27 protein-coding genes are annotated in these 24,571 nt (G+C 61.1%); 17 read left to right on the top strand and 10 right to left on the bottom strand.

Features of this window, described 5'->3' with window-relative positions; translation table 11 throughout:
- The first annotated feature begins 53 nt into the window (after positions 1–53).
- Positions 54–515, top strand: coding sequence for a hypothetical protein (locus ACR0NY_RS09250; protein ID WP_093965032.1), 462 nt, complete (start codon positions 54–56; stop codon positions 513–515).
- A gap of 92 nt (positions 516–607) precedes the next feature.
- On the opposite strand, the gene ACR0NY_RS09245 is transcribed toward ACR0NY_RS09250, so the two are convergent.
- Both ACR0NY_RS09245 and ACR0NY_RS09240 read right to left on the bottom strand, forming a co-directional pair.
- The gene (locus tag ACR0NY_RS09245; RefSeq protein ID WP_170367981.1) at positions 608–1,372 is read right to left on the bottom strand and encodes a hypothetical protein; all 765 of its coding nucleotides are present in this window, start codon (positions 1,370–1,372) and stop codon (positions 608–610) included.
- A 192-nt stretch (positions 1,373–1,564) separates the two neighbouring features.
- Positions 1,565–2,689, bottom strand: coding sequence for a beta-ketoacyl-ACP synthase III (locus ACR0NY_RS09240; RefSeq protein WP_170367983.1), 1,125 nt, complete (start codon positions 2,687–2,689; stop codon positions 1,565–1,567).
- Between the two features lie 166 nt (positions 2,690–2,855).
- Here ACR0NY_RS09240 and ACR0NY_RS09235 point away from each other — a divergent pair, with 166 nt between their 5' ends.
- Genes ACR0NY_RS09235 through ACR0NY_RS09225 form a run of 3 tightly spaced genes read left to right on the top strand, consistent with a single transcriptional unit; the run spans position 2,856 to position 7,416 of the window.
- Positions 2,856–3,323: a MarR family winged helix-turn-helix transcriptional regulator gene (locus tag ACR0NY_RS09235; RefSeq protein ID WP_093964681.1), complete on the top strand. Its 468-nt coding sequence runs from the start codon at positions 2,856–2,858 to the stop codon at positions 3,321–3,323.
- Positions 3,320–4,357 (top strand): efflux RND transporter periplasmic adaptor subunit, encoded by a 1,038-nt coding sequence (locus tag ACR0NY_RS09230; protein WP_170367985.1) that lies wholly within the window; start codon positions 3,320–3,322, stop codon positions 4,355–4,357. The genes ACR0NY_RS09235 and ACR0NY_RS09230 overlap by 4 nt, the downstream gene beginning before the upstream one ends.
- An 11-nt stretch (positions 4,358–4,368) precedes the next feature.
- Positions 4,369–7,416: an efflux RND transporter permease subunit gene (locus ACR0NY_RS09225; RefSeq protein WP_170367987.1), complete on the top strand. Its 3,048-nt coding sequence runs from the start codon at positions 4,369–4,371 to the stop codon at positions 7,414–7,416.
- A gap of 56 nt (positions 7,417–7,472) precedes the next feature.
- Here ACR0NY_RS09225 and carB read toward each other — a convergent pair whose 3' ends face one another.
- On the bottom strand, positions 7,473–10,826 hold the full coding sequence (gene carB, locus ACR0NY_RS09220) for a carbamoyl-phosphate synthase large subunit (RefSeq protein WP_170367989.1): 3,354 nt from the start codon (positions 10,824–10,826) through the stop codon (positions 7,473–7,475).
- A 184-nt stretch (positions 10,827–11,010) separates the two neighbouring features.
- Here carB and ACR0NY_RS09215 point away from each other — a divergent pair, with 184 nt between their 5' ends.
- The 3 genes from ACR0NY_RS09215 to ACR0NY_RS09205 are packed head-to-tail and all read left to right on the top strand — an operon-like array spanning position 11,011 to position 13,402.
- Entirely contained in the window at positions 11,011–12,132 is a 1,122-nt protein-coding gene (locus ACR0NY_RS09215) for an aminodeoxychorismate synthase component I (RefSeq protein WP_254432846.1), read from the top strand.
- Positions 12,087–12,734, top strand: a complete 648-nt coding sequence (locus ACR0NY_RS09210) for an aminotransferase class IV family protein (protein ID WP_170367993.1) — start codon at positions 12,087–12,089, stop codon at positions 12,732–12,734. The genes ACR0NY_RS09215 and ACR0NY_RS09210 overlap by 46 nt, the downstream gene beginning before the upstream one ends.
- The gene (locus ACR0NY_RS09205; protein WP_170367995.1) at positions 12,731–13,402 is read left to right on the top strand and encodes a CPBP family intramembrane glutamic endopeptidase; all 672 of its coding nucleotides are present in this window, start codon (positions 12,731–12,733) and stop codon (positions 13,400–13,402) included. The genes ACR0NY_RS09210 and ACR0NY_RS09205 overlap by 4 nt, the downstream gene beginning before the upstream one ends.
- Before the next feature lie 5 nt (positions 13,403–13,407).
- Here the strand turns inward: ACR0NY_RS09205 and ACR0NY_RS09200 are convergent, their stop codons facing one another.
- Complete coding sequence (locus ACR0NY_RS09200) at positions 13,408–14,634, bottom strand: SAM-dependent methyltransferase (protein WP_170367997.1); 1,227 nt, start codon at positions 14,632–14,634, stop codon at positions 13,408–13,410.
- 195 nt (positions 14,635–14,829) lie between these two features.
- Between ACR0NY_RS09200 and aspS the strand changes: the two genes are divergently transcribed.
- A complete protein-coding gene (gene aspS, locus ACR0NY_RS09195; protein ID WP_170364775.1) occupies positions 14,830–16,605 on the top strand; it encodes an aspartate--tRNA ligase in 1,776 nt (591 codons plus the stop codon).
- Between the two features lie 263 nt (positions 16,606–16,868).
- On the opposite strand, the gene ACR0NY_RS09190 is transcribed toward aspS, so the two are convergent.
- Entirely contained in the window at positions 16,869–17,588 is a 720-nt protein-coding gene (locus ACR0NY_RS09190; RefSeq protein ID WP_170357162.1) for a response regulator, read from the bottom strand.
- A gap of 134 nt (positions 17,589–17,722) precedes the next feature.
- Here ACR0NY_RS09190 and mce point away from each other — a divergent pair, with 134 nt between their 5' ends.
- Together mce and ACR0NY_RS09180 are read left to right on the top strand one after the other, a co-directional pair.
- Complete coding sequence (gene mce, locus ACR0NY_RS09185) at positions 17,723–18,127, top strand: methylmalonyl-CoA epimerase (protein WP_093964690.1); 405 nt, start codon at positions 17,723–17,725, stop codon at positions 18,125–18,127.
- A 22-nt stretch (positions 18,128–18,149) separates the two neighbouring features.
- Entirely contained in the window at positions 18,150–18,425 is a 276-nt protein-coding gene (locus tag ACR0NY_RS09180) for a DUF1467 family protein (protein ID WP_093964691.1), read from the top strand.
- Here ACR0NY_RS09180 and ACR0NY_RS09175 read toward each other — a convergent pair whose 3' ends face one another.
- Together ACR0NY_RS09175 and ACR0NY_RS09170 are read right to left on the bottom strand one after the other, a co-directional pair.
- On the bottom strand, positions 18,426–19,127 hold the full coding sequence (locus ACR0NY_RS09175; RefSeq protein ID WP_170367999.1) for an EI24 domain-containing protein: 702 nt from the start codon (positions 19,125–19,127) through the stop codon (positions 18,426–18,428).
- Positions 19,124–19,702: a nitroreductase family protein gene (locus ACR0NY_RS09170; protein WP_170368001.1), complete on the bottom strand. Its 579-nt coding sequence runs from the start codon at positions 19,700–19,702 to the stop codon at positions 19,124–19,126. The genes ACR0NY_RS09175 and ACR0NY_RS09170 overlap by 4 nt, the downstream gene beginning before the upstream one ends.
- Positions 19,703–19,825: 123 nt before the next feature.
- Here ACR0NY_RS09170 and ACR0NY_RS09165 point away from each other — a divergent pair, with 123 nt between their 5' ends.
- Positions 19,826–20,101 (top strand): DUF167 domain-containing protein, encoded by a 276-nt coding sequence (locus ACR0NY_RS09165; RefSeq protein WP_170368003.1) that lies wholly within the window; start codon positions 19,826–19,828, stop codon positions 20,099–20,101.
- Here ACR0NY_RS09165 and ACR0NY_RS09160 read toward each other — a convergent pair.
- On the bottom strand, positions 20,098–20,337 hold the full coding sequence (locus ACR0NY_RS09160; protein ID WP_093964694.1) for a hypothetical protein: 240 nt from the start codon (positions 20,335–20,337) through the stop codon (positions 20,098–20,100). The genes ACR0NY_RS09165 and ACR0NY_RS09160 overlap by 4 nt on opposite strands.
- 118 nt (positions 20,338–20,455) lie before the next feature.
- Here ACR0NY_RS09160 and ACR0NY_RS09155 point away from each other — a divergent pair, with 118 nt between their 5' ends.
- The 5 genes from ACR0NY_RS09155 to ACR0NY_RS09135 all read left to right on the top strand — a co-directional run bounded on the left by ACR0NY_RS09155 (position 20,456) and on the right by ACR0NY_RS09135 (position 22,384).
- Positions 20,456–21,154 (top strand): M48 family metalloprotease, encoded by a 699-nt coding sequence (locus ACR0NY_RS09155; protein WP_170368005.1) that lies wholly within the window; start codon positions 20,456–20,458, stop codon positions 21,152–21,154.
- Positions 21,151–21,519, top strand: a complete 369-nt coding sequence (locus ACR0NY_RS09150) for a YigZ family protein (RefSeq protein WP_170365505.1) — start codon at positions 21,151–21,153, stop codon at positions 21,517–21,519. The genes ACR0NY_RS09155 and ACR0NY_RS09150 overlap by 4 nt, the downstream gene beginning before the upstream one ends.
- 69 nt (positions 21,520–21,588) lie before the next feature.
- Complete coding sequence (locus ACR0NY_RS09145; protein WP_170368007.1) at positions 21,589–21,840, top strand: DUF6455 family protein; 252 nt, start codon at positions 21,589–21,591, stop codon at positions 21,838–21,840.
- 17 nt (positions 21,841–21,857) lie between these two features.
- Positions 21,858–22,130 carry a DUF6455 family protein gene (locus ACR0NY_RS09140; RefSeq protein ID WP_302477484.1) on the top strand — a complete coding sequence of 91 codons (273 nt, stop codon included), beginning with the start codon at positions 21,858–21,860 and terminating at the stop codon, positions 22,128–22,130.
- Positions 22,127–22,384 (top strand): DUF6455 family protein, encoded by a 258-nt coding sequence (locus tag ACR0NY_RS09135; protein ID WP_170368009.1) that lies wholly within the window; start codon positions 22,127–22,129, stop codon positions 22,382–22,384. Before ACR0NY_RS09140 ends, ACR0NY_RS09135 begins: the two co-directional genes overlap by 4 nt.
- 5 nt (positions 22,385–22,389) lie before the next feature.
- Here ACR0NY_RS09135 and ACR0NY_RS09130 read toward each other — a convergent pair whose 3' ends face one another.
- A complete protein-coding gene (locus ACR0NY_RS09130; protein ID WP_170340652.1) occupies positions 22,390–22,632 on the bottom strand; it encodes a CDGSH iron-sulfur domain-containing protein in 243 nt (80 codons plus the stop codon).
- A 229-nt stretch (positions 22,633–22,861) separates the two neighbouring features.
- Between ACR0NY_RS09130 and ACR0NY_RS09125 the strand changes: the two genes are divergently transcribed.
- The gene (locus tag ACR0NY_RS09125) at positions 22,862–23,050 is read left to right on the top strand and encodes a hypothetical protein (protein WP_244952318.1); all 189 of its coding nucleotides are present in this window, start codon (positions 22,862–22,864) and stop codon (positions 23,048–23,050) included.
- A gap of 58 nt (positions 23,051–23,108) precedes the next feature.
- On the opposite strand, the gene rimO is transcribed toward ACR0NY_RS09125, so the two are convergent.
- On the bottom strand, positions 23,109–24,500 hold the full coding sequence (rimO, locus tag ACR0NY_RS09120) for a 30S ribosomal protein S12 methylthiotransferase RimO (RefSeq protein ID WP_170368011.1): 1,392 nt from the start codon (positions 24,498–24,500) through the stop codon (positions 23,109–23,111).
- Positions 24,501–24,571: the final 71 nt, after the last annotated feature.

Below are 24,571 nucleotides of genomic sequence, written 5' to 3'. Positions count from 1 at the left end.
TTTCCCCGGTGCGGACAGCCGGGCAAGAGGGCGCAGCGAACAAAGGTACAAAAATGGCGGATATCGGGGCCTATCTGAAAAAGCACACCGAAGCTTTGGTCAAGGACGTGGGGATCGAAGCAGCATGCGAGATCACAGGGAAATCCAAGGCCACATTAGGTCGGTATTACTCCGACAATCCCGAGCACAGTGACCGGTTCATGCCGGTGGATGCGGTTGCACGTCTGGAAAACGCGGCCAGCTACCCGCATGTGACTTCGGCCCTGGCGGACCTGAAGAACATCACCTTGTCCTATGATGAGCGCAATTCGACCGGTACGCGTACCGGCGGCGTCAATTCGGACGTGATCGCACTGAGCCAGCGTTTCGCGATGCTGATGACCGAATACCAGGCCGCGATCGAGGATGGCATCATTACCGTCAACGAAGCCAAGCGTCTGCTGAAAGAAACCTCGTTGCTGCAACAGGTTCTGATCGAGATGAAATTGCACCTCGAAGAGGAAAGCGTCAGCTGACCTAATTTCCCGGCAAGCCGTCATGGGGCGGTGAAAAAGGCGATGTGCGCATCGCCTTCTTCAAGCTGAGCTGAAGAAGCTCATAGCCTTTGTCAGTTTTCGTCGTTGTTGGCGTTGTTCCCGCGTCCAGGGCTTGAGCCTTCGGGCCCATTTCCGCCCCCGTTGTTGCCTTTGCCGCCGCCATTGTTGCCCTTGCCGCCGCCTTTCCCGTCGCCGTTTTTGCCTTTACCACCGCCGTGACCGCCAACCTTGCCGGGCTTGCCGTCACCATGGCCGGGCTTGCCACCGCCCTTGCCGGGTTTGTCTCCACCCTTGCCGGGCTTGCCACCGCCCTTGCCGGGTTTGTCTCCACCCTTGCCGGGCTTGCTGCCGCCATCGCCAGGCTTGCCGCCGCCGTTGCCCGGATCGTCGGATCCGCCATCACCGGGGTCATCGTTCCCCCCGCCATTGCCGGGGCCACTGTTTCCGCCGCCCGACCCGGATCCGCCGCCGGCGGCTGGGCCGGTGCTCGATGCGGGTTGAAACCCGCTGGGGTCGTTTTCGCGGCCGTCAAAGCTGTTGGCGTTGGAAATCGATCCGGTCGGCAAATCGCTCAGCAGATTGGCCAGCCCCGGACACTGCTGCGAGGTATTGGCAAGAACCGACCCGAAATCTGCCCGTTGTTGCAGATGCGAGAGGAAACTGGGCGTAACCTGCGAACAGCCGCAAAGGGCCGCATAATCACCATTGTTGGCCGCGACCCGTGCTGTGTTGGCGTTGCAGACCTGGGGCTCGGCCATGGCCGCGCTGGCTGCAGCAACCCCCAATAACGGGGCGACAACCCAGGCCGCCATTCCTGACTTAGAACTCTTGAACATGGCGCACCTTTCTAAACCTAGCGTCACCTGACATGCGGAATTGCATGGCCTTCCAGATGGAGGCCGCGGGTTAAGCTGTGCTGTATCAATTCTGAAGAAGTATTCAGGAATACAAAAACAGTCCGCCTGCGCGGGCGAAATGTTCGAGGTTATCGCTTGTTACGCCGGACGTGGACTGGCGGCGCCGGCGTGTCAGGCGTGGCGTTTGACGATGACGGACCCAACCGAATACCCTGCGCCGAACGAGCAGATCAGGCCGACATCGCCATCCTGAAGATCGTCTGAATATTTGGAAAAGGCGATGATCGACCCGGCTGACGATGTATTGGCATAGTCCTGCAGGATGTTGGGCTGTTCGCCCGGCTCCGGCTCTCGGCCCAAGACCTTCTTGCCGATGAAATCATTCATCGTTTTGTTGGCCTGGTGCAGCCACAGCCGCTTGAGATCGCCGCTTTCGATCCCTTCGGAATCCATGTGGTCGCTGATGTGTTTGCTGACCATCGGCAGCACTTCCTTGAACACCTTGCGGCCGTTCTGCATGAACTGCATGTCGCGCCGGTCGGTCAACCCGTCGGGCCGGGTGCTCCGCAGAAAGCCGTTGTTGTTGCGGATGTTGTTGGAAAACTCGGTCGCGCAGCGGGTCGACAGGATCTCGAAATGCGGGCCTTTGGCATCTTCGGTCCGTTCGATCAGCGTGGCGGTGGCCACGTCGCCGAAGATGAAGTGACAATCTCGGTCGCGCCACTCCAGGTGCCCCGAGCAGATCTCGGGGTTGACCACCAGCGCCGCCCGTACGGACCCCGACCGGATCATGTCGGCCGCAGCCTGAATGCCGAACGTCGCCGAAGAACAGGCCACGTTCATATCGAACCCAAAACCAGTGATGCCCAACGCGTTCTGGATTTCGACCGCAATGGCGGGATAGGCACGTTCATGGTTCGACGCGGCACAGATCACCAGATCGACATCCGCCGCCGTCCGCCCGGCCTGGGCCAGCGCTTTTTTGCAGGCGTCCAGTGCCATTTCGGTCATTATGCCCGGCTCGTCATCGCTGCGCGGGCGCAGCAGGGGGTGCATCACGTCCGGGTCCAGCACGCCGGTCTTGTCCATGACGTACCGGTTCTCGATGCCGGATGCCTTGACGATGAACTCTTCCGAGGAATGCTGCATCGGCTCCACCTCGCCCGCGGCGATGGCATCGGCGTTGGCAGCATTCATCTTGTCGGCATAGGCGTTGAAGGCTTTGACCAGCTCGGCATTGGTGATGACGTTTTCGGGCGTGAAAACCCCGGTACCGGTGATTGCGGGCGTGTACATGTCGGGTCCTGAATGTTTCGGATTCGCCCAAAATGCAGTCACAGCGCCCCCAGATCAAGAGATGTTGACCCAAGGGAACGGCATAGGTTTGCGCAAATTCAACTTCACATCTTGAATAGTTCAGAATCCGAAGTATATCACCGCTCGACTCGCGCGGAGAGCATCCATGACCAAAGACATCAGTGAACGGCTGGCCCGACTGACCCCTGAGATCCAGGCGATGATGGGCGTCTATGCGCTGTACTGGAAACTGGAAGAGAGTTTCGGCTGCATCGATACCGATCTCAGCCATCAGGAATGCCACATGTTGATCAAGTTGGATCAGCCCAAGCGGATGGGAGTGTTGGCGGCCGACATGCTGACCGTGCCGTCGACCATTACGGCCACCGCCGATGCGCTTGAGGCGGCCGGTTATCTGACCCGCCAACAGGACCCCGATGATCGCCGTGCGTGGTTGCTGGTGTTGACCGACAAAGGTGCCGAGGCCCGCAACATGCTGGTCACCACCGCCGGAGAGCTGTTTCACCGTGCCTCTGGGTTGGATGACGAGGAAACCGCTCAATTTGCCCGGCTTGCCCGCAAGATCCGGGACAACATTCTGAAAACGGGAATACCCGAGGGATTGACGAAATGAAGCTGCTGACTTCGCTGGGCCTTGCCCTTGCCGTACTGGCCGCACCGCTTGCGGCGCAAGACGACACCAAGCCTGTGAAACTTATGGTGGTGCATGAGACCGCTCCCGGATTTTCACGCCAGTTCTTCGGGCGCGTGGCCGCGCGACAGACTGTCGATCTGGCGTTTCAGGTCGCCGGGCAGATCGTGGAACTGCCCGTCAACGAAGGGTTCCAGGTGCCCAAGGGCAGCCTGATTGCAAAGCTGGACCAAGAGCCGTTCGAACTGGCACTGGAACGTGCGCGTCTTCAGAAGGATCAGGCTGACCGCACCGTAGCCCGCCTGTCGCGCCTGCGGGGGACGACTGCAAGTCAGGTCGCTGTCGATGACGCTGAAACCGCCGCCCAACTGGCCGCGATTGCGGTGCGTGACGCCGAGTACAACCTCGAGCACACGACACTGACCGCGCCGTTCGACGCGCTGGTATCGCGGCGTGAGGTCGAGAACTTCACCACCGTGGCCGCCGGAACGCCGATCGTCCGGATCCACGATCTGTCCGAATTGAGGATTGAGGTCGATGTGCCCGAAATCCTGTTTCAGCGAACCAGCCAGGAAGATGGCATTTCGATCACGGCAAAATTCCCCGCAAGCGACGAGGTCTTCCCGTTGGAAATCCGCGAATTCGACGCCGAAACTTCGAGCGTCGGCCAGACGTTCCGGATTCAGTTCGGCCTCACGCCGCCGGAAGACTTGCGGGTGCTGCCCGGCTCGTCGGTAACCGTCAATGTTCAGGTCGATGACAAACGCACTGGCATCATCGTTCCCCCGACCGCGATTGTCGCCGACGCCGAGGGCAATCTGGGCGTTATGGTCTTTTCGCCGGTCGGTGCAGATGTCGGTTCCGTGCGGCGTGTTCCCGTGACCATCGAGCCTACCCAGACCGGTGACGTCCGGGTTTTGACCGGTTTGTCGGACGGCGACGAAATCGTAGTGGCCGGAGGGTCCGTTCTGACCGATGGGCAGACCGTGCGCCGCTTTGCCGGCTTTGCGAACTGAAGGGGGCGAGGATGAATATCGCACGCGCCTCGATCGACAGGCCGATCTATACGTGGCTGGTGATCCTGATTGCACTGCTGGGTGGTATCTGGGGGTTTTCGTCGCTCGGGCGGCTCGAAGATCCGGCCTTTACCATCAAGAACGCCGTAGTGTTGACCACTTATCCCGGTGCGACGGCTGAACAGGTGGCCGAGGAGGTCTCGGAACCTTTGGAATCCGCCATCCAGCAGATGGGCGAGGTCGATGTCATCACTTCGGTCAACCGCCCCGGTCAATCGCTGATCGAAGTCGAGATCAAGTCCACCTACGATGGCAGCGAATTGCCGGATATCTGGACCCGACTGCGCGCCAAGGTCCGGGATGCGGCCCGTGGATTGCCGTCCGGTGTCAGCCAACCCTATGTGAATGACGGGTTCGGTGACGTGTTCGGTCTTTTCTATGCAGTCACTGCGGAAGGGTTCAGCGACGCCGAAAAGCACGAGTTGTCGACCTTCTTGCGGCGCGAGTTGCTGACCGTTGAGGGCGTTGCAGACGTTGAAGTGCAGGGATTGCCCGACGAAGCCATTTTTATCGAGCCGGACCTGGCCATTTCGGTCAACCAGAATGTGCCGTTGCAGTCGATCAACGAAGCGATCGCTAACGCCAATTCGGTCCAGTCGTCGGGGACGCTCCGGTCAGACGACGATCGCACCACGATCCTGACGGCCGACGGATCGGACAGCGTGTCCGAGATCGCAGGGCTGTCGGTTGGCTCTCAGGGGCAAGTGATCAACCTCTTTGACATGGCTGATGTCTACCGGGCCCGCCAGACCGATCCTGACATCATAATCCGGTTCAACGGCGTCGAAGCTTTCACCCTGGGTATTGCCGGCCTGTCGACGGAAAACATCGTGGAAGTCGGAAAGCGCGTAGACGCCAAGCTGGCCGAGCTGGATGTGGAGATTCCCGCAGGCGTCGATGTATTGCCGATCTACCAGCAGCACGTCGTGGTCGAGCAGGCTTCGAACGATTTTCTAGTGAACCTGGCCATGTCGGTTGCCATCGTGGTGGCGGTGCTTGGAATATTCATGGGTTGGCGCGCGGCGGTCGTTGTGGGCTCGACCCTTTTGTTGACCGTTGTCGGGACCCTGCTGTTCATGGCGCTGTTTTCCATCGAGATGGAGCGCATTTCGCTGGGCGCGCTGATCATTGCGATGGGGATGCTGGTCGATAATGCCATCGTGGTGGCCGAGGGGATGCAGATCTCCATGCTCAAGGGAAAAAATTCGCGCGATGCTGCCGACGAGGCCGCGTCCAAGACCCAGATCCCCCTTCTGGGGGCCACGGTCATCGGAATCATGGCCTTTGCTGGGATTGGGCTCAGCCCGGATGCGACGGGCGAATTCCTGTTCTCGCTATTTGCGGTGATCGCGATCTCTTTGCTGCTGAGTTGGGTGCTGGCCATCACGGCGACACCGTTGTTGGGGCATTATTTCTTCAAACAGGGCAAGGACGTGGATGTCGACGCCTATAGCGGCATCCTGTTCCGAACCTACGGGGCGATCCTGCGCTGGGCATTGCGGTTCCGTTGGCTGGTGGTGGCCGGTTTGGTCGGGGTCACCGTGGTCTGCTATGCCGGCTTCGCGATGGTGAAACAGCAGTTTTTCCCGGACTCCAACACGCCGCTGTTCTTCGTCCATTACAAGCTGCCGCAGGGGACTCCGGTCGCGCGGACGAGTGCCGATATGCAAGTCTTTGAAGACTGGCTGGCCCAGCGGAATGATGTCGTCTCGGTCACCACGTTCGTGGGGCAGGGCGCGACGCGGTTCATGTTGACCTATTCGGCCGAGAAGCCCAACCCAAGCTATGGGCACATGATCATCCGGACCGAAACGCTCGAGGACATTCCTGTCCTGCGCGCCGATCTGGAGGCCTTTGGTGAAACTCAATTCCCCGAAGGCGAATTCCGGACCAAGCGTCTGGTCTTCGGCCCCGGTGGCGGTACCCCGATCGAGGCGCGGTTCTCGGGCAGCGATCCGGTCGTGCTGCGGCAACTGGCCGACGAGGCGGTGCGGCGCATGTCGGCGGCATCGCCAAATGCGCTGGACGTGCATCACGACTGGCGTGAAATGGAATTGGCGGTCCAGCCGATCTATGCGACCGAACGTGCGCAGACGGCCGGTGTTACCCGCGAAGACATTGCCGCCACCCTGCAATTCTCGACGGACGGAATCACCGGCGGCGTGTTCCGCGAGAGGGACCGCCTGATCCCGATTATCCTGCGACGCCCGGCGGACGGAGAATACTCGATCGTGGATCAAGTGGTGTACTCGGACCAGTCACAGAAATTCGTGCCGATCGAGCAGATGGTGGACGGGTTCCAGTACAAAGCGCTCAATACACTGGTGCATAGGCGCGATCGCGTTCTGACCGTCACGGTGGGCGCAGACATCCCAGCCGGCCTGACCGCGGCACAGGTTCATTCCGAGGTTCGCGGCGCGATCGAGGACATGGAGCTGCCGCTGGGCTACAAGCTGGAATGGGGCGGTGAGTTCGAGGATTCCGGCAAAGCGCAAGCCAGCCTGGGCAAACAGCTGCCGCTGAGCCTGTTGATCATGGTTCTGATCTCGGTGCTGCTGTTCAACGCGATCCGGCAACCGGTCATCATCTGGCTGCTGGTGCCGATGTCGGTGAACGGCGTGGTGATCGGGCTGCTGGGCACGGGCCTGCCCTTTACCTTCACCGCGCTTCTCGGGCTGCTCAGCCTGTCAGGGATGCTGATCAAGAACGGTATTGTTCTGGTCGAAGAGATCGACCTTGTCCGCGCCACGGGCAAGCCTCTGCGCGAAGCGATCATCGAAGCCTCGGTCTCGCGTCTGCGCCCGGTCATGCTGGCGGCGATCACCACGATCCTGGGGATGGCGCCGCTGCTGACCGACGCGTTCTTCGTGTCGATGGCAGTGACGATCATGGGTGGTCTGGCTTTCGCGACGATCCTGACCATGGTCGCCGCGCCGGTGTTCTACATGCTGTTCTTCTCTCGGGAAGAACAGCGCAGGTTGGCGGCGCAGACTGCATGATCCCACAAAAAAGCCCCGGCGAACGGCCGGGGCTTTTTGCTTGTCCGCTGTGGGCGTCAACCCTGTAGCGATTTGACCTCCACATCCCCTTCAGCCTGCGCCTTGATCGCCAGCGCGGCGGCGTGGCTGGCCGCAGCCGTGGTGTAGTAGGGGATCTTGTCATACAGCGCGATCGAGCGGATGGCCTTGCTGTCCTCAACTGCCTGCGCGCCTTCGGTGGTGTTCATGACCAACTGGACCTGACCGTCCTTCAACATGTCCACCACATCCGGGCGGCCCTCGTAGACCTTGTTGACCACGTCACAGGGCACGCCCTTGGACTCCAGCCATGTCTGTGTTCCGCGGGTGGCCACCAGCGAGAATCCCTGCTCGACCAGAACCTGCGCAGCCTCGATCATCGCCGGACCCTTGTCGGCATCCTTGATCGAGATGAAAGCCCGTCCCTTGGACGGCAGCACCATGCCCGCGCCCATCTGCGCCTTGAGGAAGGCGCGGGGGAAGTCGCGGTCCCAGCCCATGACCTCACCGGTCGAGCGCATCTCGGGGCCAAGGATGGTATCGACACCGGGGAAGCGGGCGAAGGGCAGCACCGCTTCTTTCACCGAGAACCACGGCATGTCCGGGTCGGCCAGGGTCATCTGGTCAGCGATCTTGGTATCCTGACCCTCCTTGTAGGGCGGGCGTTGCGGGAAGTTCGAAAGCGGCTCGCCCGCCATCACCCGTGCGGCGATCGAGGCGATTGCGCTGTCGGTCGCCTTGGCCACGAAGGGCACGGTGCGGCTGGCGCGCGGGTTGACCTCGATCAGGTAGATCTCGTCATCCTTGATCGCGAACTGCACGTTCATCAGGCCCACGACGTTCAGCGCCTTGGCCAGCTTGTAGGTCTGGTCCTTGATTTCGGAGATGATCTCTTTCGACAGTGAATAGGGCGGCAGCGAACAGGCCGAATCGCCCGAGTGCACGCCGGCCTCTTCGATATGCTGCATGATGCCGGCCACATGGACATCCTTGCCGTCGCACAGCGCGTCCACGTCCAGCTCGACCGCGCCGGCCAGATAGCTGTCCAGCAGCACCGGACTGTCGCCCGAGACCACCACGGCCTCGTTGATGTAGCGCTTCAGCTGATCCATGTCGCGCACGATCTCCATCGCGCGGCCGCCCAGAACGTAGGACGGGCGGATCACCAGCGGGAACCCGATCTCTTCTGCAATCTCAAGCGCTTGCGCGTCGGTCGAAGCGATGCCGTTCTTGGGTTGTTTCAGGCCCAGATCGTTGACCAGTGCCTGGAACCGTTCGCGGTCTTCGGCCAGGTCGATCGCGTCGGGCGTGGTGCCCAGGATCGGAATACCTTCGGCCTCGAGCGCATTGGCCAGCTTCAGCGGGGTCTGACCACCGAACTGAACGATCACACCGTGCAGTGTGCCGTTCTGCTGCTCGGTCCGCAGGATTTCCATGACGTGTTCAAAGGTCAGCGGCTCGAAATACAGCCGGTCCGAGGTGTCGTAGTCGGTCGACACCGTCTCGGGGTTGCAGTTGACCATGATGGTTTCATAGCCCGCGTCGGTCAGCGCGAAACAGGCGTGGCAGCAGCAATAGTCGAACTCGATCCCCTGGCCGATCCGGTTGGGGCCGCCGCCCAGAATGACGACCTTCTTGCGGTCGCTTGGGCGCGCCTCGCATTCTACCTCGCCCATCGTTGGGGCCTCGTAGGTCGAGTACATGTAGGGCGTCTGCGCCTCGAACTCGGCGGCGCAGGTGTCGATCCGCTTGAAAACGGCGGTGACGCCCAGATTGTGGCGGGCGCGGCGCACGTTGGCCTCGTCGCGGCCGGCCAGATTGCCCAGACGCGCGTCGGTAAAGCCCAGCATCTTGAGCCGGCGCAGGCCGTCCTCGGTCATCGGCAGGCCGTCCTTGCGGACGGTGCGTTCCGCGTCGATGATCTCGCGGATACGGGCCAGGAACCACGGGTCGAACTTGGTGACGGCAAAAATTTCGTCGTCGGTCAGACCGTGGCGCATCGCCTGCGCGATGGTGCGCAAACGGTCGGGTGTCTGCTGGCTGATGGCCTTAATGACATGTGCCTTGTCGTCGCTGCTTTCGACCGCATCCCATGGGCCGATGCTCAGGCCCGGAATTTCAACTTCGTCAAACCCGGTCAGGCCCGACTCCATCGAAGCCAGCGCCTTTTGCATCGATTCGTGGATCGTGCGGCCGATCGACATCGCCTCGCCAACCGATTTCATCGCGGTGGTCAGATAAGGCTCGGATCCGGGGAATTTCTCGAAGGCGAATTTCGGGATCTTGGTGACGACATAGTCAATGGTGGGCTCAAAGCTCGCGGGCGTGACCTTGGTGATGTCGTTGTCCAGCTCGTCCAGCGTATATCCCACGGCCAGCTTCGCTGCGATCTTGGCAATCGGGAAACCGGTTGCCTTGGACGCCAGTGCGGATGACCGCGACACGCGCGGGTTCATCTCGATCACGACCATACGGCCATCATCAGGGTTGATCGCCCACTGCACGTTCGATCCACCGGTTTCGACCCCAATCTCGCGCAGAACGGCGATCGAGCCGTTGCGCATGATCTGGTATTCCTTGTCGGTCAGCGTCAGGGCAGGGGCCACGGTGATCGAGTCGCCGGTATGCACGCCCATCGGATCGACGTTCTCGATCGAGCAGACGATGATCGCGTTGTCGGCAGTGTCGCGCACCACCTCCATTTCATATTCTTTCCAGCCCAGAAGGCTTTCGTCGACGAGGATCTGGTTCACCGGCGAGGCATCCATGCCCGAGCGGCAAAAGTGGATGTAATCCTCACGGTTGTAAGCCACACCGCCGCCGGTGCCGCCCAAGGTAAAGGCCGGGCGGATGATCGCGGGCAAGCCGATGTTTTCCAACTCGTCCAGGGCCATTTGCACGCCGGCATCCAGATCGGCAGAGCCGTCGGCCTTTTTGGGGGCGGTGACGATGGTGGCCTTGGGGTTTTCAAGGCCCAGGCGGTCCATCGCCTCACGGAACAGCTTGCGGTCCTCGGCCATTTCGATGGCCTCGCGCTTGGCGCCGATCATCTCGACGCCGAATTTTTCCAGCACGCCCATCTCCTCCAGCGCCAAGGAGGTGTTCAGGCCGGTCTGACCTCCCATCGTGGGAAGCAGCGCGTCGGGACGTTCCTTTTCGATGATCTTGGCGACGACCTCGGGCGTGATCGGCTCGATATAGGTGGCGTCGGCCAGTTCCGGGTCGGTCATGATCGTGGCAGGGTTCGAGTTCACCAGGATGACCCGGTACCCTTCCTCGCGCAGGGCCTTGCAGGCCTGAGCGCCGGAATAGTCGAATTCGCAGGCTTGCCCGATGACAATGGGCCCCGCCCCGATGATCATGATCGACTGGATGTCGGTTCTCTTCGGCATGGCCTGGTCCCTTCGATTTTGCACGAGTCGCGGGCGCCGCCCATGCGCCCAAATTGTCGTGCGTTATAGGGACCCGGGCAAAAGGTGCAAGGGGGATCGGAAACGGAAGCGAAATTGCCGCTTTCCCCCCTTTCCCTTGGCACCGTATTCTCTATATGCCGCTGCACGGCAGATGAGGAAGCAATTGCGGATTCGTTTCGATCAGGGACCCGCCGGTCCGGGCACCGGTTTCGACCGGGCCGCCCAGGTGATCCGCGCCGACCGGTTGGAGCAGGTGCCCCAAGCATTGGCGGCGCTGGATGACGCACGCGCGCAGGGCGGCTGGCTGGCCGGATATGCCAGTTACGAGCTGGGCTATGCGCTTGAGCCCAAACTGACCGCAAGGCTGCCCGCGAACCGTCGATTGCCGCTGCTGTGTTTTGGGGTGTTCGATGGCCCCAGCGCGCAGGACCTGCCGCCCGGTGCGGCAGGGCTGACTGCGTTTCAGCCGCGTTGGAGCGAGGCGCGTTATGCCGAAGCCTTCCGCATCGTGCATGATGCGATCGGGGCCGGGGACATCTATCAGGCCAACCTGACCTTTCCCATCGACCTGGAAACCGAGGGCGACAGCGCCGCGCTCTACGCCGCGCTGACCGCCGGACAGCCGGTCGGTCATGGCGCGCTGGTCCAGCAGGACGGGCTGCCCGATCTGCTCAGCCGCTCGCCCGAGCTGTTCTTCCGCACCGATGCCGACGGGATGATCGAGACCCGGCCGATGAAGGGTACCCAGCCGCGCAGCGCCGATCTGGCCGAGGACGCGCGGCGGCGCGATTTCCTGTCCTCGGACGAAAAGAACCGGGCCGAGAACCTGATGATCGTGGACCTGCTGCGCAATGACATCAGTCGCGTGGCGCTGCCGGGAACCGTTCAGGTGCCCGAGCTGTTCAAGGTCGAGACCTACGCCACCGTGCATCAGATGGTGTCGCTGGTGCAGGCGCGGCTGCAGGTGGGGGCCGGACTGTCCGACATCCTGTCGGCGCTGTTTCCCTGTGGATCGATTACCGGCGCCCCCAAGATCCGTGCGATGGAGATCCTGTCGGATCTGGAGCCTTGGCCGCGCGACATCTACTGCGGCACCATCGGCTGGGCCGCCCCGGACGGGCGGTCGGAGTTCAACGTCGCGATCCGGACCTTGATGGTCGAGGGCAATCGGGCCACGTTGAACGTCGGCGGAGGCGTCGTCTGGGACAGCACCGCCGCGTCGGAATACGAGGAAGCGCTATGGAAAGCCCGGTTCGCGCACCAACTGAGCCTGATTTCCGCCTGATCGAAACCTTTGCGTTTCGGCCCGGGCAGGGCTTTTTGCGGCTGGAGCGCCACCTGCGGCGCATGGCGCGGACTGCGGACTGGCTGGGTGTTCGGTTCGACGTGTGGCGCGTCGGCGAAGTGGTGGACGGTGTGATCGGCGCGGACCCGCTAAGGTGCCGGCTGACGCTGGACTTGACCGGTGCACCCAAGATCACCACGTGGCCTCTGGCGGACAACCCGCCGGACTGGACGGTGGGTCTGGCGACGACAAGGCTGACGTCCTCGGACATCTGGCTGCGCCACAAGACCACCCGCCGCGCGATCTATGATCAGGCACGGGCGGAATTGCCCGACGGCGTGGACGAGCTGTTGTTCCTGAACGAACGGGATGAACTGTGCGAGGGCACCATCACCAACCTGTTCGTCAAAACGGAAGATGGGCGCCTGCTGACACCTCCGGTTGCGGCGGGCCTGCTGCCGGGCATCCTGCGCGAGGAGTTGATCGAAACCGGACGCGCGGTCGAAGCGGTCTTGACCCTGCATGACCTGGCCGCCGCGCGCCGGGTCTGGATGGGCAATTCCCTGCGCGGTTTGATACCGGCTGAGGTGATGCTGTCATGAGCGACCGCAGTTCTGCGCGTGGATTGCAGGTGTCGAACCTGCGCCTGAAGGCTGAGTTCGTGGCGTTCTATGTCGCGGTCCCCTTGCTGATCGCCGTTCTGTTTCCACCCGACTGGATGTTTCCGGCGCTGTTCTTCTTCACCGCTGTCGGGATCGCCCTGCTGCACCGCACCCCGGGCTTTTCCTGGGCAGAGCTGCGCTATGGTTGGCGCAACTGGCGCTGGGCCGAGGTGATCGGGTTCATTCTGGCAATGGCCGCGATCTGTTCGGCCCTGGTGATGGCCACGCGCCCGGATGCGGCCTTTTTTCTGCTGCTGCACCGGCCCGAATTTCTGGCCGTGATCTGGCTGGGCTATCCGTTGCTGTCGGCACTGCCGCAAGAACTGCTGTTCCGCACGCTGTTCTATCGCCGCTATCACGCGGTCCTGCCTAACGGCGCGGCCTTGCCGTTGCTGAACGCCGGGCTGTTTGCCTTTGCGCACCTGATGTATTGGAGCTGGATCGTCACCGTGATGACATTCGCGGGCGGGCTGCTGTTTTCATGGGCCTACCGCAAGCGTGGGTCGTTCTTCTATGCGGTGCTGCTGCACGCGATTGCGGGCAACATCATCTTTGCCGCCGGGCTTGGCGTGTTCTTCTATTCCGGCAACGTGCAGCGCCCGTTCTAGGGGCTCTACTCGGCGGCGTCGCGCATGTCTTGACCGGGCTGGTAGAGATAGTCCCGCGTCAATGGCGCCGCGTCGCGGCGATGACTCAGCTGCAGTTGGAAAACGGTCTGGTCACGCTCTTCGAACACCAAAATGCAGGCGGTCAGATAGAACCGCCACATGCGGATGAACCGGTCGTCATACATCGCGCGCACCTGATCCAGATTGCTCTCGAACCGGTCGCGCCAAGCGCGCAGGGTCAGGGCATAATGCAACCGCAGGCTTTCGACATCCAGAAACCACAGACCGGTGCGCGCCACGGGTTTGACGATTTCCTCGAGCGACGGGACATAGCCACCCGGGAAGATGTACTTGTTCAGCCAGGGCGACTGGCCGGTGGGCGGCCCGTTGCGGCCGATGGAATGGATCAACGCCACACCGTCGGGCTTCAGCAGAGCGGCGACCCGGTCGAAATAGGTGCGCAGCTGTGGCGCGCCCACATGCTCCAGCATCCCGACTGAGACAATCCGGTCGAACTGATCCTGCATCTGCCGGTAGTCCATCAGCCGAATGTCGACGCGGTCGGCCAGCCCGGCCTGCTGCACCCGCGCGGTCGCGGTGCGGTGCTGGTTCTGTGACAGGGTCAGCCCGGTCACCTGCACGCCGTGGTCACGCGCCAGCGTCAGGGCCAGACCGCCCCAGCCGCAGCCGATATCCAGTACGCGCATTCCGGGCTCCAGGCAAAGCTTGCGCGCAATATGCGCCTTTTTGGCGGCTTGCGCTTGTTCCAAAGTCATCCAGGGCTGCTGGAAATAGGCGCAGCTGTACTGCATGTCAGGGTCCAGCATCAGCCGGTAGAAGTCGTCGGACAGGTCATAGTGATGCGCCACGTTGCGCCGCGCCGAGCGGACCGAGTTGCGCTGCAGGATCGGCCGCAGCAGATACCCGGCCCAGTCTTGGATCTGCTGCAGCATGGGCAATGACCCGCTGGCCGCGCATCGAATCGCGATCCGCATGGCACTTTCCAGGCCCCCCTCATCGACGGTCAGGGTGCCGTTCATGTAGCCCTCACCAAAAGCCATCTCGGGATTGCGCACCAGGCGCGCCATCAATGCAGGGTCATGCAGAGTGATATGCGCCTCTGGCTGCGTGGCGTCGCCATAGGTGCGCGCCGTCCCGTCAGGATAGGTGATCCGCAGAGTTCCGCGGGTGATGAAACCCCGCAATACGCGATCCAAAACAGTTTGCCACATCGGCCGAAAACCTCCTTGCTCAAGGGGCCTGGCTCCCGCGTGCCGGGAAAACTATTTGAGTTCACATGTCCGAAACATAGCGATTTTTTTCGAATTTGTCTGCATTCCGGCCCGCATCGCGCCCCGACACTTGACTTCCCGACCCGATCGCGGTGTATCGGCGCGACGAATTCAGCGCCCGAAGGGATATCATCCATGCACGCCTATCGCAGCCACACCTGCGCCGATCTGACCGCCGCCAATGTCGGTGAAACCGTCCGCCTGTCGGGCTGGGTTCACCGGGTGCGAGATCACGGCGGCGTGCTGTTCATCGACCTGCGTGACCACTACGGCGTGACCCAGGTCCTGTGCGACGGCGACAGCGCCGCGTTCAGCGCGTTGGAGAAAGTGCGCTCGGAATGGTGCATCCGCATCGACGGCACGGTCAAGGCGCGCGATCCCGAGTTGGTGAACCCCAAGCTTCCCACCGGCGAGATCGAGGTCTATGTCCGCGAACTGGAAGTGCTGGGCGCGGCCGAGGAACTGCCGCTGATGGTGTTCGGCGATCAGGAATACCCCGAAGAAACCCGCCTGCGCTATCGCTACCTGGACCTGCGCCGCGAGGCGATGCAGCGCAATATGGCGCTGCGCTCGGACGTGGTGGCCAGCATGCGCCGCCGCATGTGGGATCAGGGCTTCCGCGAATATCAGACGCCGATCATCACCGCCTCCAGCCCCGAGGGCGCGCGCGACTTCCTGGTGCCCTCGCGTCTGCATCCGGGCAAGTTCTATGCGTTGCCGCAGGCGCCGCAGCAGTTCAAGCAGCTGATCATGGTGTCGGGCTTCGACAAGTATTTCCAAATCGCGCCCTGCTTCCGCGACGAAGACCCGCGCGCCGACCGGTCGCCCACGGATTTCTACCAACTCGACCTCGAGATGTCCTTTGTCACCCAGCAGGACGTGTTCGATACCATCCAGCCAGTTCTGACGGGGATCTTTGAAGAATTCGGCGGTGGCCGGAAGGTTGATCAGGAATGGCCGCAGATTTCCTACAAGGACGCGGCGCTGTGGTATGGCACCGACAAGCCCGATCTGCGCAACCCGATCAAGATGCAAGTGGTGTCTGAACACTTCCGCGGGTCCGGTTTCGCGATTTTCGCCAAGCTGCTGGAACAGGAAGGTACCGAGATCCGCGCGATCCCCGCGCCGGGTGGCGGCAGCCGCAAGTTCTGCGACCGCATGAACGCCTTTGCACAGAAAGAAGGTCTGCCCGGTATGGGCTATATCTTCTGGCGCGATCAGGGTGAGGGGATGGAAGCGGCCGGCCCGCTGGCCAAGAACATCGGCCCTGAACGCACCGAGGCAATTCGCCAGCAGCTGGGCCTTGGGGTCGGTGACGCGGCGTTCTTCCTGGGTGGTAAGCCCAAAGCCTTTGAAAAAGTCGCCGGCAAGGCGCGCGACGTTATCGGCGAAGAGCTGGGCCTGACCGACAAGGACCGGTTCGCCTTTGCCTGGATCGTGGATTTCCCGATCTACGAGAAGGACGAGGAAACCGGCGAGATCGATTTCGAACACAACCCGTTCTCGATGCCGCAGGGTGGCATGGAGGCGCTGCAGGGCGACCCGCTTGAGGTCAAGGGCTATCAGTACGACCTGGCCTGCAACGGTTACGAGCTGGTGTCGGGTGCGATCCGGAACCACAAGCCCGAAATCATGCTCAAGGCGTTCGAACTGGCCGGCTACGGCGAGGACGAGGTCAAAAGCCGCTTTGGCGCGCTGTTCAACGCGTTCCACTATGGAGCTCCGCCGCACGGGGGCTGCGCCGCCGGTATCGACCGGATCGTCATGCTGCTTGCGGACGAGGCCAACATCCGCGAGGTCATGATGTTCCCGATGAACCAGCGTGCCGAAGATCTGATGATGCAAGCGCCTTCGGACCCGACTTCGGATCAGCTGATGGAACTGGGCCTGCGGGTCATCCCTCAGGAATGAGCCAAGGACCGTACCCAGAGTGTAAAAAACCTTTGGGTGCGGTCAAAACTACTGCGGTGGCGCGAAGCGAACTTTCCGCCAAGTACTTCAGTGCTTATCGGTGCCCGCGTTTTCCAAGTGGCTAAAACCCCTTGAACTTGAATTCAGTCCACCCAGTTCGGCTGTTTCTCGCGGTTGGCGCGAATGGTCCGTGCGGATCTGCGGGTGTGCCAATACCACCAAGCGCAGAGCATGGCCGTTGTCACGAAGTAGGCCAAGGTCATTCAGATCGCCTTTCGTCTTTCAAGACGGCTTTGGACAAGGCCGGCAACGCGCGCAGCCAAGGCTGTTACCGGAGCGCCCTTGGCGCGCGAGGATGCGAGGTCATGGGCCGCCTGCTCCAAAACCGTATCCTCGGCATCTCGGGCAACACCGCGCAGGAATTGGGCGGCATAGTCCAGAGTGCGTGAATCCGCTGGCCCGGTCAGAACATCTGCGATATGCGCCATGTCATCCTGATAAGCCAGCGGATCGGGGCAGATCTGTTCGTCTTTGACGGATTGGAGCGAACCCGGACGGCGGTCTTCGGGGAGGTTCTCCAGGATGGCCCTTTGGAAGCTGATCAGCGAATTCAACGGTTTCGCCAGAAAACCATCGGCTCCGGCTTGCAAGGCAAGCGTTTCGGCGCAGTCGTCGCCGGACATACCAAGGATGACGCTGATACGTGGGGAAACCGCGTTCAGTTCCGCGATCAGGTCTGCGCCAGAGCCGTCCGGGAGACCCATATCAACCACGATCACCGACGGGCGATAGATCTGAAGGTGCCTGCGCGCCGACCTCAGGCAATCGGCCCGGCGGATGCGGGCGCCGCTGTGCAGGCACATCAGTCGCATTGCATCACAGGCATAACGACTGTCCTCGACAACCAGAATGGTCTGACCCAGCAAAGGCCGGGTGGCGCTGGGGGCGACGGTGGATGGGGCGAACGGCACCGAATCGTCCATGGCAGAACTCCTTTCAGCAGATGCCTCACGCTAGGAACTCCTGGCTAACACAGGGTTAACGCGCGTTTTGGCGCACTTGCCCTTTGACAGGGCAGCCCCCATAAACGCTGCAACGCAGAACAGAGGAGACCGCCATGATTGGCCGCCTAAACCATGTCGCCATCGCCGTGCCCGACCTCGAGGCCGCATCCGCCCAATACCGCAACGCGCTGGGCGCCAAGGTTGGTGAACCTCAGGATGAACCGGACCATGGCGTTACGGTGGTCTTCATCGAACTGCCCAATACCAAGATCGAGCTACTGTACCCGCTGGGCGACGACAGCCCGATCAACGGCTTCCTGGAAAAGAACCCGGCGGGTGGCATCCACCATGTCTGTTATGAGGTCGAAGACATCATCGCCGCACGGGATCACCTGAAGGCGACCGGTGCCCGCGTTCTCGGAACCGGAGAACCCAAAATCGGCGCGCACGGCAAGCCCGTGCTGTTTTTGCACCCTAAGGACTTCAACGGATGCCTTGTGGAGCTGGAGCAAGTCTGAGCCGGGCTGAGGAGGCGCCGAAATGACAATCACTGCTGCGCTGGTATTGTTCGCCGTAATCTGGTTCATGACCTTGTTGGTCGTGCTGCCGGTCCGCATCAAAACGCAAGGCGATCTGGGCGACATAGTGCCGGGGACCCATGCGGGTGCTCCGGAAGTTCACCACATGAAGAAAAAGATCTGGATCACCACCGGTATTTCCATCGTTTTGTGGGCGGTGATCGCAGGGATCATTGTTTCTGGCGTAATCTCAGTTCGTGATTTTGACTGGTTGAACCAGATGGAACCGCGCGAGTAATCAGCGCTCAGCCTGTCGCGATAGTCCATGAAAGATATGCGTGAATGTTGCGGCTCCGATGATCGGAATGAAAAGATTCACCAGCGGGACCGACAGGGGGATGGCCATCAAGGTTCCGGCGACCCAGATCGTCCCGGCATGGCGTGCTCGCAACGCCCGCGCACCGTCGCGCCCGATCCGGCGCATGGCCGCCAGCGTGAAATATTCTCGACCCAGCAAAAACCCGTTCATCCCCCAAAAAATGAACGGAGCGAGGGGTGTGAACAGCGCGTAAAGGACCAAAGCCAATACGTTGGCCACAATCAAAACGCCCAAGAATCCCACCGAGTCCAACAGCGCATCCCAGATCGGGACGGACGGAACAGGGGGTAGGTTCGGATAATGCCGGTCTTCAACGGCCTGTGCGACCTCATCCAGAAACATCGATGTGATGGCTGAGGCCACCGGCACCATCAGAAACACCGGCAGGATCAGAACCAGAAAGATCCCTGAATAGTTCAGAACGTCGTTCAGCCACGGGACGTCGCCGACAAATGGCAGCGAGATCTCCTGACCAGCAAGGGCGTTGATGCCCCAAATCGCCAGCACACAGGCAACAACAAGCAGCACAATCGTCAGGCCGACACCGCGCAGTAGCACCGATCGGAAACGGGCATCTCCGAGCTGCCCCAAGGCAGCGAAGAACGCATTGAGGATAATCATTCCGTCACCCACTCAGTGATCGCGGCTACGTCCGGGCGAGGCCGTTCGGGCGGCGTGGCCCCTTCGGTTGCGATGTGAATCAGTCCGGCAATGCGTTCATTGTCGGCCAGGCCCAAACCGCGTTCGCAGAATTCGCGGTCGTGCGACTGCCAACCTGAAAGCCAATTGGCACCCCAACCCGCTGCAAGGGCTGCGTTGAGCAGTGCAAGGCAGACCGCCCCGGCCGAGTAGGTTTGTTCGATTTCAGGAATTTTCGGCGATGGCTTCTGCACTTCGATGACGGCAACAGCGAGATGCCCCATAACGAACTGATTGCGGGCCTTGGCGATATCTTCGGGGCTTTTTCCCAGCGCAACGCCTCGCTCCTCGGTCAGATCGGCCAATCGCGGCATTGCGCCTTTTTCGATGACGATGAACCGCCAAGGTTCCAACTTGCCATGGTCGGGGCTGCGAGCGGCTGCGGTCAGCAACGGGATCAACTCGTCGCGGGTCGGCGCCGGGGCCATCAACGTCTTGGCGGGCCGCGACCTGCGCGACTGCAGGAACTCGAACGCAGCCGGGTTTTTCAGCGTCATATGTTAACTTCCTTTACATGGTCCTGTCGTATCTCGGGCAGACACGCGCCGGTTTCAAGGGCAAGATGCAAAACTGTTGGATATTGTGCCACCCTGCACCTTCCAAATACGGAAGAGAATGTGATGGCAAAACCGAAACTGCGAAACCTGCCGGACCTTGCGCATCTGGCGCGACCCGGGCAATCGATTCCCGTGCGGGTGACTCCCAAAGCTGCGCAGGACCGGATTTCTTTCGACGGGGCGACAGTGCACATCGCTGTCACCGCCGTGCCCGAGGATGGAAAGGCGAACCAAGCCGTGGTCAAGCTGCTGGCTCGGGCCATGGGTGCCTCACCGTCGGCTTTGACGCTGAAAAAAGGCCATACAGGGCGCGACAAGGTCTTTGTCTACGATCCCTAGGCCGGTGTCTCCCTGATTTGATACACCCCTTCGGGCAGATCCAGGGCGGCCGCAAGATCGCGCACCTGTTCGGGCGAAAGGGTGATTTTCTGCATCTGGTCCGTTCGGGGGTCCAACTGCTCTATCGTAACGCACTCGGCGAAACTGTTGATTACCACGTCTTCCTGCAAAGGCTCCGGGCCTTCGTCCACCAGGGTAATGACTGTCGAGTCGAATTCATGCTCAATCGAAAACATGTTCCCAGACTGCCCAGCCTGCGATCGCAATGCAACCCGCTGATTGGGTTTCGGGCTGTGGTCAGGGGGGCCACATCGCGCTAAGCTTTCCTGCCGGCACGAACAGAAAGGATCCGGAATGCACCGCCTCAGGTTTTTGCTGGTCTTGGTTGTGTCCGCGTGCACTGCGGGCGGGTTCATTGCGGTTGATGATTGGTCACCGTCCTCGCCCGAACTGCGCGACTCGGCACTGACGTTTCAGCAGGTCAGCAGGTCAGTCAGGGCTGCCGCGCGAAAAGTCTGTCAGCGCGAGACACGGGGGCAGAACTGCGATTTCGGCATTCTGATCGACACGGATCCTTTTGCGGAGCCAAATGCGTTCCAGACGTTGGACAAGGATGGGCGCCCGTTCATCATTTTCACGCAGGAAATGGTCAAGTCGACGCAGAACGCTGACGAGATGGCGTTCGTCATGGGGCACGAGGCGGCGCATCACATCCTGGGCCACATCGCCCGGCAGGTAAAAAACGCCAAGGAAGGGGCTCGAATTTTTGGAGAACTGGCTGAGGCGCAAGGCGAGGACGCGGCCGGAATTGAACGTGCCCAGAAGCTGGGTGCCGAGGTCGGAGTTCAGAGCTATACGAAAGAATTCGAGCTGGAAGCGGACAGGATGGGAACTTTGATCACCCACTCGGCCGGGTACAATCCGCTGGTCGGCATGGCCTATTTCAGCCGGATTCCCGATCCGGGTGACCGCTTTCTGGCGTCTCATCCGCCCAATGCCAAGCGCATCGAAGTTGTTCTGGAAACAGCCGCCCAGCTCGGCCTGACCCAATGACCCAGATCCAGCGGATGGGGGTCGTTCTGACGGACCGAGGCTCGAAATACGCGGTGAGCGGTGCTCCCGTCAGGTCGCGGGATGAGGTCGATGCGGTATTGCGCGACCTTAAATCGGACAAGGCATATGCCAAGGCGACCCATAACACGTGGGCCGCGATTTTGCCGACCGGCGCTCTCAAGGCAGATGATGGCGAAACCGGTGCGGGGATGGTCATATTGCGCATGTTGGAACGCGCCGGTGTGCAGGATCACGTGGTCATTGTGACCCGATGGTATGGCGGCAAAAAGCTGGGCGGAGATCGTTTCAGGCGGGTCCAGGACGCCACACGGGCCTACCTTGACCACCTGGGGGTCGTCTCTTGACCTGAATCAAGGGCACCGTGGGGTTATGGCGCTAGGGTTCTCTTCAGCGAGACAGCGAAAGGAACTCGGATGTCCAGACGCGAAGAACTGCGCCGCCACGCCGCTTTGGTGGATCGTATGGCCCTAACACTGGGCGTTGACCTACAGGAGGCCGCAATCGGCGGTTCGGTTTCCATCGACGAAATCACCGACGCGGTGCTGCGCTGTACAGGCTGTACAAACCCCGATCACTGCGACCGCACGTTGGCGCTTCAAAACAGCGACGGACGGCCACCGGAGTATTGCCGAAACCAGGAGTTGCTGGCCAGGCTTGCACCCTAGCGCGGACGGGCAGAACCATGAACGTCCTTGGCCAGACCATGAAGCATGTACGCCTTGTTCTGCGGATGGGGCAGGCGACCGGCGTTGACCTTGTAAATGCCCATCGCACGGGTCGGCTCAGTCCCGACGAATGGGCGCGCATGGTGGGACGGTGCCGGGGCTGCGAGTGGGCTTGCGACTGCAGTGACTGGCAGACGCACCGAGGTGACAGGGTTGAGGCCCCGGAGACATGCCCGAACAGGAACCGATTCGCCAAACTTAAGACGCTGCAGAATCAGGAAAAACAATGAAACATGTGCGACTCGGAGACATAGAAAAACACTTCTGGCTGACGCGGTCGGTTGCGCGCTGCATGGAAATCTCGCTGTCCGAAGCCATCGCCGAAGGGCGGCTGAGCGCGCAGGGATACAGCGAAATGGTGACCCGATGCCGAGCCGCTGACTGCAGCGAAAGATGTGCTGTCTGGCTTGCGTGCCAACAAAGCCGGGCGACCGCTGCCCCGGATTTTTGCGCCAATGCCAAAGCTTTGAATGCGCTGACCTGATTGGCCTAAAGCTTGGAGTGGCTTCCGTCGCACAGCGGCGGATTGGCGGTTTGCTTGCATCCGCAGAAGAAGACCTTCTTGCTTGATTCTGCTACATATTTTACCGGCTCGATCCCGGTTTCCTTGTGCGAACCGTCGCAGAATGGCTGACGTTTGGAGCGTCCGCAAGCGCACCAGAAGTAGCTTTTGCCTTCAGTCACTTCGATGGGGTAGGGCGATTTCTGGGCGATTTGAGATCCTTTTGGCATTCTGGCGCTCCGGCTGTTGAAAGGGACATCCGAAAGCTTAGCCCAACGCAGAGAAATGTGTAGTTCGCGCGTCCCGGTTCGGCGGTGTCACGTCGCGGTGCAAGCGTGGATTCGCCTCTGATCACACGGATGTGACCGTATCTGTTGCCAGAAAGCCGAACTGCCCGTATCCTTAACCTGGCCCCGAAAAGTTGGGCAATATCAGAAAAGTATTAAAGGATTGATGGACATGAAACTGAAATTCGCTGCCGCCGGCGCCTTTGTTTTGATCCTGACTGCTTGCTCGCAGCAGGAAGAGCCCACCCCGGTTTACGTTCAGCCAAGCTATGACAAATATGGCTCGCCCAGCTGTTCGGCAGGCTATGAACTGGCCACCACCGAGGCCGGCCAGACCGTGTGTAACCCGGTCACTCAATAAGCTTTTTGCGGACGGTCCCGATTTGGGGGCCGTCTGCCTTCTTCCGCCGGATGGCGGTTCAGCGCACCAGCTTCCCCCACAGATCGTATTCACCAGCCTCGTCGACCTGAACATGGACGATGTCGCCGGGTTTCAGGTTTTCATGACCGTCGTCGATGAACAGGTTGCCATCGATCTCAGGCGCGTCTGACTTGGTGCGGCAGGTGGCGGCCTCGGCATCCACCTCATCCACGATCACTTGGATTCTCTGACCAACTTTCGACGCCAGTTTGGCTTCGGAAATCGCCTGGGCCTTTTGCATGAAACGCTCCCAGCGCTCTTGCTTGATCTCATCCGGGACGTGATCCGGCAAGTCGTTCGAGCGGGCCCCTTCAACGTTTTCGTATTGGAAGCACCCGACGCGATCCAACTGCGCCTCGTCCATCCAATCCAGCAGGGTCTGGAACTCGGCCTCGGTCTCCCCGGGGTAGCCGACAATGAAGGTCGATCGCAGCGTGATGTCGGGGCATATCGCGCGCCAGGCGGCGATCTCGTCCAGTGTCTTGGCGCCGGCAGCGGGGCGCGCCATTCGTTTCAGAACGTCCGGATGCGCGTGTTGGAACGGGATGTCCAGGTAGGGCAAAAGGTTGCTGCCTGCATCCGCCATCAGCGGGATCAGCTCGCGCACATGTGGATAGGGGTATACGTAGTGCAGTCGTATCCACGCATCCAGTTGGCCCAATTCGCGGGCAAGGTCGGTAATGTGGCTGCGCACCTCCCTGTCTTTCCAGGGGTTTACGTCGTACTTGCGATCCAGACCAAAGGCCGAGGTGTCCTGGCTGATCACCAGCAATTCGCGCACACCGCTGTCGACCAGTTTTTCAGCCTCGCGCAGAACGGCGTGGGCCGGTCGGCTGGCCAGTTTTCCGCGCATATCCGGGATGATGCAGAACTTGCACTTGTGATTACAGCCCTCGGATATCTTGAGATAGCTGTAGTGGCGCGGGGTCAGCTTCACGCCCGAAGGCGGCAACAGATCCACATATGGATTGGGATCAGGCGGAACGGCGGCGTGAACGGCATCCAGCACCTGTTCATACTGGTGCGGCCCGGTCACGGCCAGGATACGGGGGTGATGTTCGCGGATGTAGTCAGGTTCCGCGCCCAGGCACCCGGTCACGATGACCTTGCCATTTTCCACCAGCGCCTCGCCGATTGCTTCGAGGCTTTCGGCCTTGGCACTGTCCAGAAACCCGCAGGTGTTCACGATCACGGCATCCGCACCTGAATAGTCGGGCGAGATCCCGTATCCTTCGGCGCGCAGGCGCGTCAGGATGCGCTCGCTGTCGACCAGTGCCTTGGGACACCCCAAGGACACCATTCCGATGGTGGGATGGCCGCTGCGCGGTGCGTCGGTGATCCGGGCTGCGGGTGCCAGATCGGGGCGTAGGTTTGGCGGGTTGGTGCTCATTGCGCGGCATATAGTGGGGAAATCTTCCCCTTGCAAATCCTTCGCACGCAAGGAACATCGAAGATGAGGCT

It is taken from the genome of Ruegeria sp. BJ5, assembly GCF_056537865.1.
The sequence above is the reverse complement of the archived record's forward strand: the minus strand, read 5'-3'. Positions and strand labels throughout refer to the sequence as shown.

Bases quoted from the DNA above. Each gene is read 5' to 3' on its own strand.
- ACR0NY_RS09135 (WP_170368009.1), top strand. From the start codon at position 22,127: ATGAAACATGTGCGACTCGGAGACATAGAAAAACACTTCTGGCTGACG.
- ACR0NY_RS09165 (WP_170368003.1), top strand. From the start codon at position 19,826: ATGGCAAAACCGAAACTGCGAAACCTGCCGGACCTTGCGCATCTGGCG.
- ACR0NY_RS09250 (WP_093965032.1), top strand. From the start codon at position 54: ATGGCGGATATCGGGGCCTATCTGAAAAAGCACACCGAAGCTTTGGTC.
- ACR0NY_RS09155 (WP_170368005.1), top strand. From the start codon at position 20,456: ATGCACCGCCTCAGGTTTTTGCTGGTCTTGGTTGTGTCCGCGTGCACT.
- ACR0NY_RS09180 (WP_093964691.1), top strand. From the start codon at position 18,150: ATGACAATCACTGCTGCGCTGGTATTGTTCGCCGTAATCTGGTTCATG.
- aspS (WP_170364775.1), top strand. From the start codon at position 14,830: ATGCACGCCTATCGCAGCCACACCTGCGCCGATCTGACCGCCGCCAAT.
- ACR0NY_RS09160 (WP_093964694.1), bottom strand. From the start codon at position 20,337: ATGTTTTCGATTGAGCATGAATTCGACTCGACAGTCATTACCCTGGTG.
- ACR0NY_RS09210 (WP_170367993.1), top strand. From the start codon at position 12,087: ATGGAAAGCCCGGTTCGCGCACCAACTGAGCCTGATTTCCGCCTGATC.
- rimO (WP_170368011.1), bottom strand. From the start codon at position 24,500: ATGAGCACCAACCCGCCAAACCTACGCCCCGATCTGGCACCCGCAGCC.
- ACR0NY_RS09230 (WP_170367985.1), top strand. From the start codon at position 3,320: ATGAAGCTGCTGACTTCGCTGGGCCTTGCCCTTGCCGTACTGGCCGCA.
- ACR0NY_RS09130 (WP_170340652.1), bottom strand. From the start codon at position 22,632: ATGCCAAAAGGATCTCAAATCGCCCAGAAATCGCCCTACCCCATCGAA.
- ACR0NY_RS09245 (WP_170367981.1), bottom strand. From the start codon at position 1,372: ATGTTCAAGAGTTCTAAGTCAGGAATGGCGGCCTGGGTTGTCGCCCCG.
- ACR0NY_RS09205 (WP_170367995.1), top strand. From the start codon at position 12,731: ATGAGCGACCGCAGTTCTGCGCGTGGATTGCAGGTGTCGAACCTGCGC.
- ACR0NY_RS09240 (WP_170367983.1), bottom strand. From the start codon at position 2,689: ATGTACACGCCCGCAATCACCGGTACCGGGGTTTTCACGCCCGAAAAC.
- ACR0NY_RS09200 (WP_170367997.1), bottom strand. From the start codon at position 14,634: ATGTGGCAAACTGTTTTGGATCGCGTATTGCGGGGTTTCATCACCCGC.
- ACR0NY_RS09145 (WP_170368007.1), top strand. From the start codon at position 21,589: ATGTCCAGACGCGAAGAACTGCGCCGCCACGCCGCTTTGGTGGATCGT.
- ACR0NY_RS09225 (WP_170367987.1), top strand. From the start codon at position 4,369: ATGAATATCGCACGCGCCTCGATCGACAGGCCGATCTATACGTGGCTG.
- ACR0NY_RS09140 (WP_302477484.1), top strand. From the start codon at position 21,858: ATGAACGTCCTTGGCCAGACCATGAAGCATGTACGCCTTGTTCTGCGG.
- carB (WP_170367989.1), bottom strand. From the start codon at position 10,826: ATGCCGAAGAGAACCGACATCCAGTCGATCATGATCATCGGGGCGGGG.
- ACR0NY_RS09190 (WP_170357162.1), bottom strand. From the start codon at position 17,588: ATGGACGATTCGGTGCCGTTCGCCCCATCCACCGTCGCCCCCAGCGCC.
- ACR0NY_RS09175 (WP_170367999.1), bottom strand. From the start codon at position 19,127: ATGATTATCCTCAATGCGTTCTTCGCTGCCTTGGGGCAGCTCGGAGAT.
- ACR0NY_RS09170 (WP_170368001.1), bottom strand. From the start codon at position 19,702: ATGACGCTGAAAAACCCGGCTGCGTTCGAGTTCCTGCAGTCGCGCAGG.
- mce (WP_093964690.1), top strand. From the start codon at position 17,723: ATGATTGGCCGCCTAAACCATGTCGCCATCGCCGTGCCCGACCTCGAG.
- ACR0NY_RS09125 (WP_244952318.1), top strand. From the start codon at position 22,862: ATGAAACTGAAATTCGCTGCCGCCGGCGCCTTTGTTTTGATCCTGACT.
- ACR0NY_RS09150 (WP_170365505.1), top strand. From the start codon at position 21,151: ATGACCCAGATCCAGCGGATGGGGGTCGTTCTGACGGACCGAGGCTCG.
- ACR0NY_RS09235 (WP_093964681.1), top strand. From the start codon at position 2,856: ATGACCAAAGACATCAGTGAACGGCTGGCCCGACTGACCCCTGAGATC.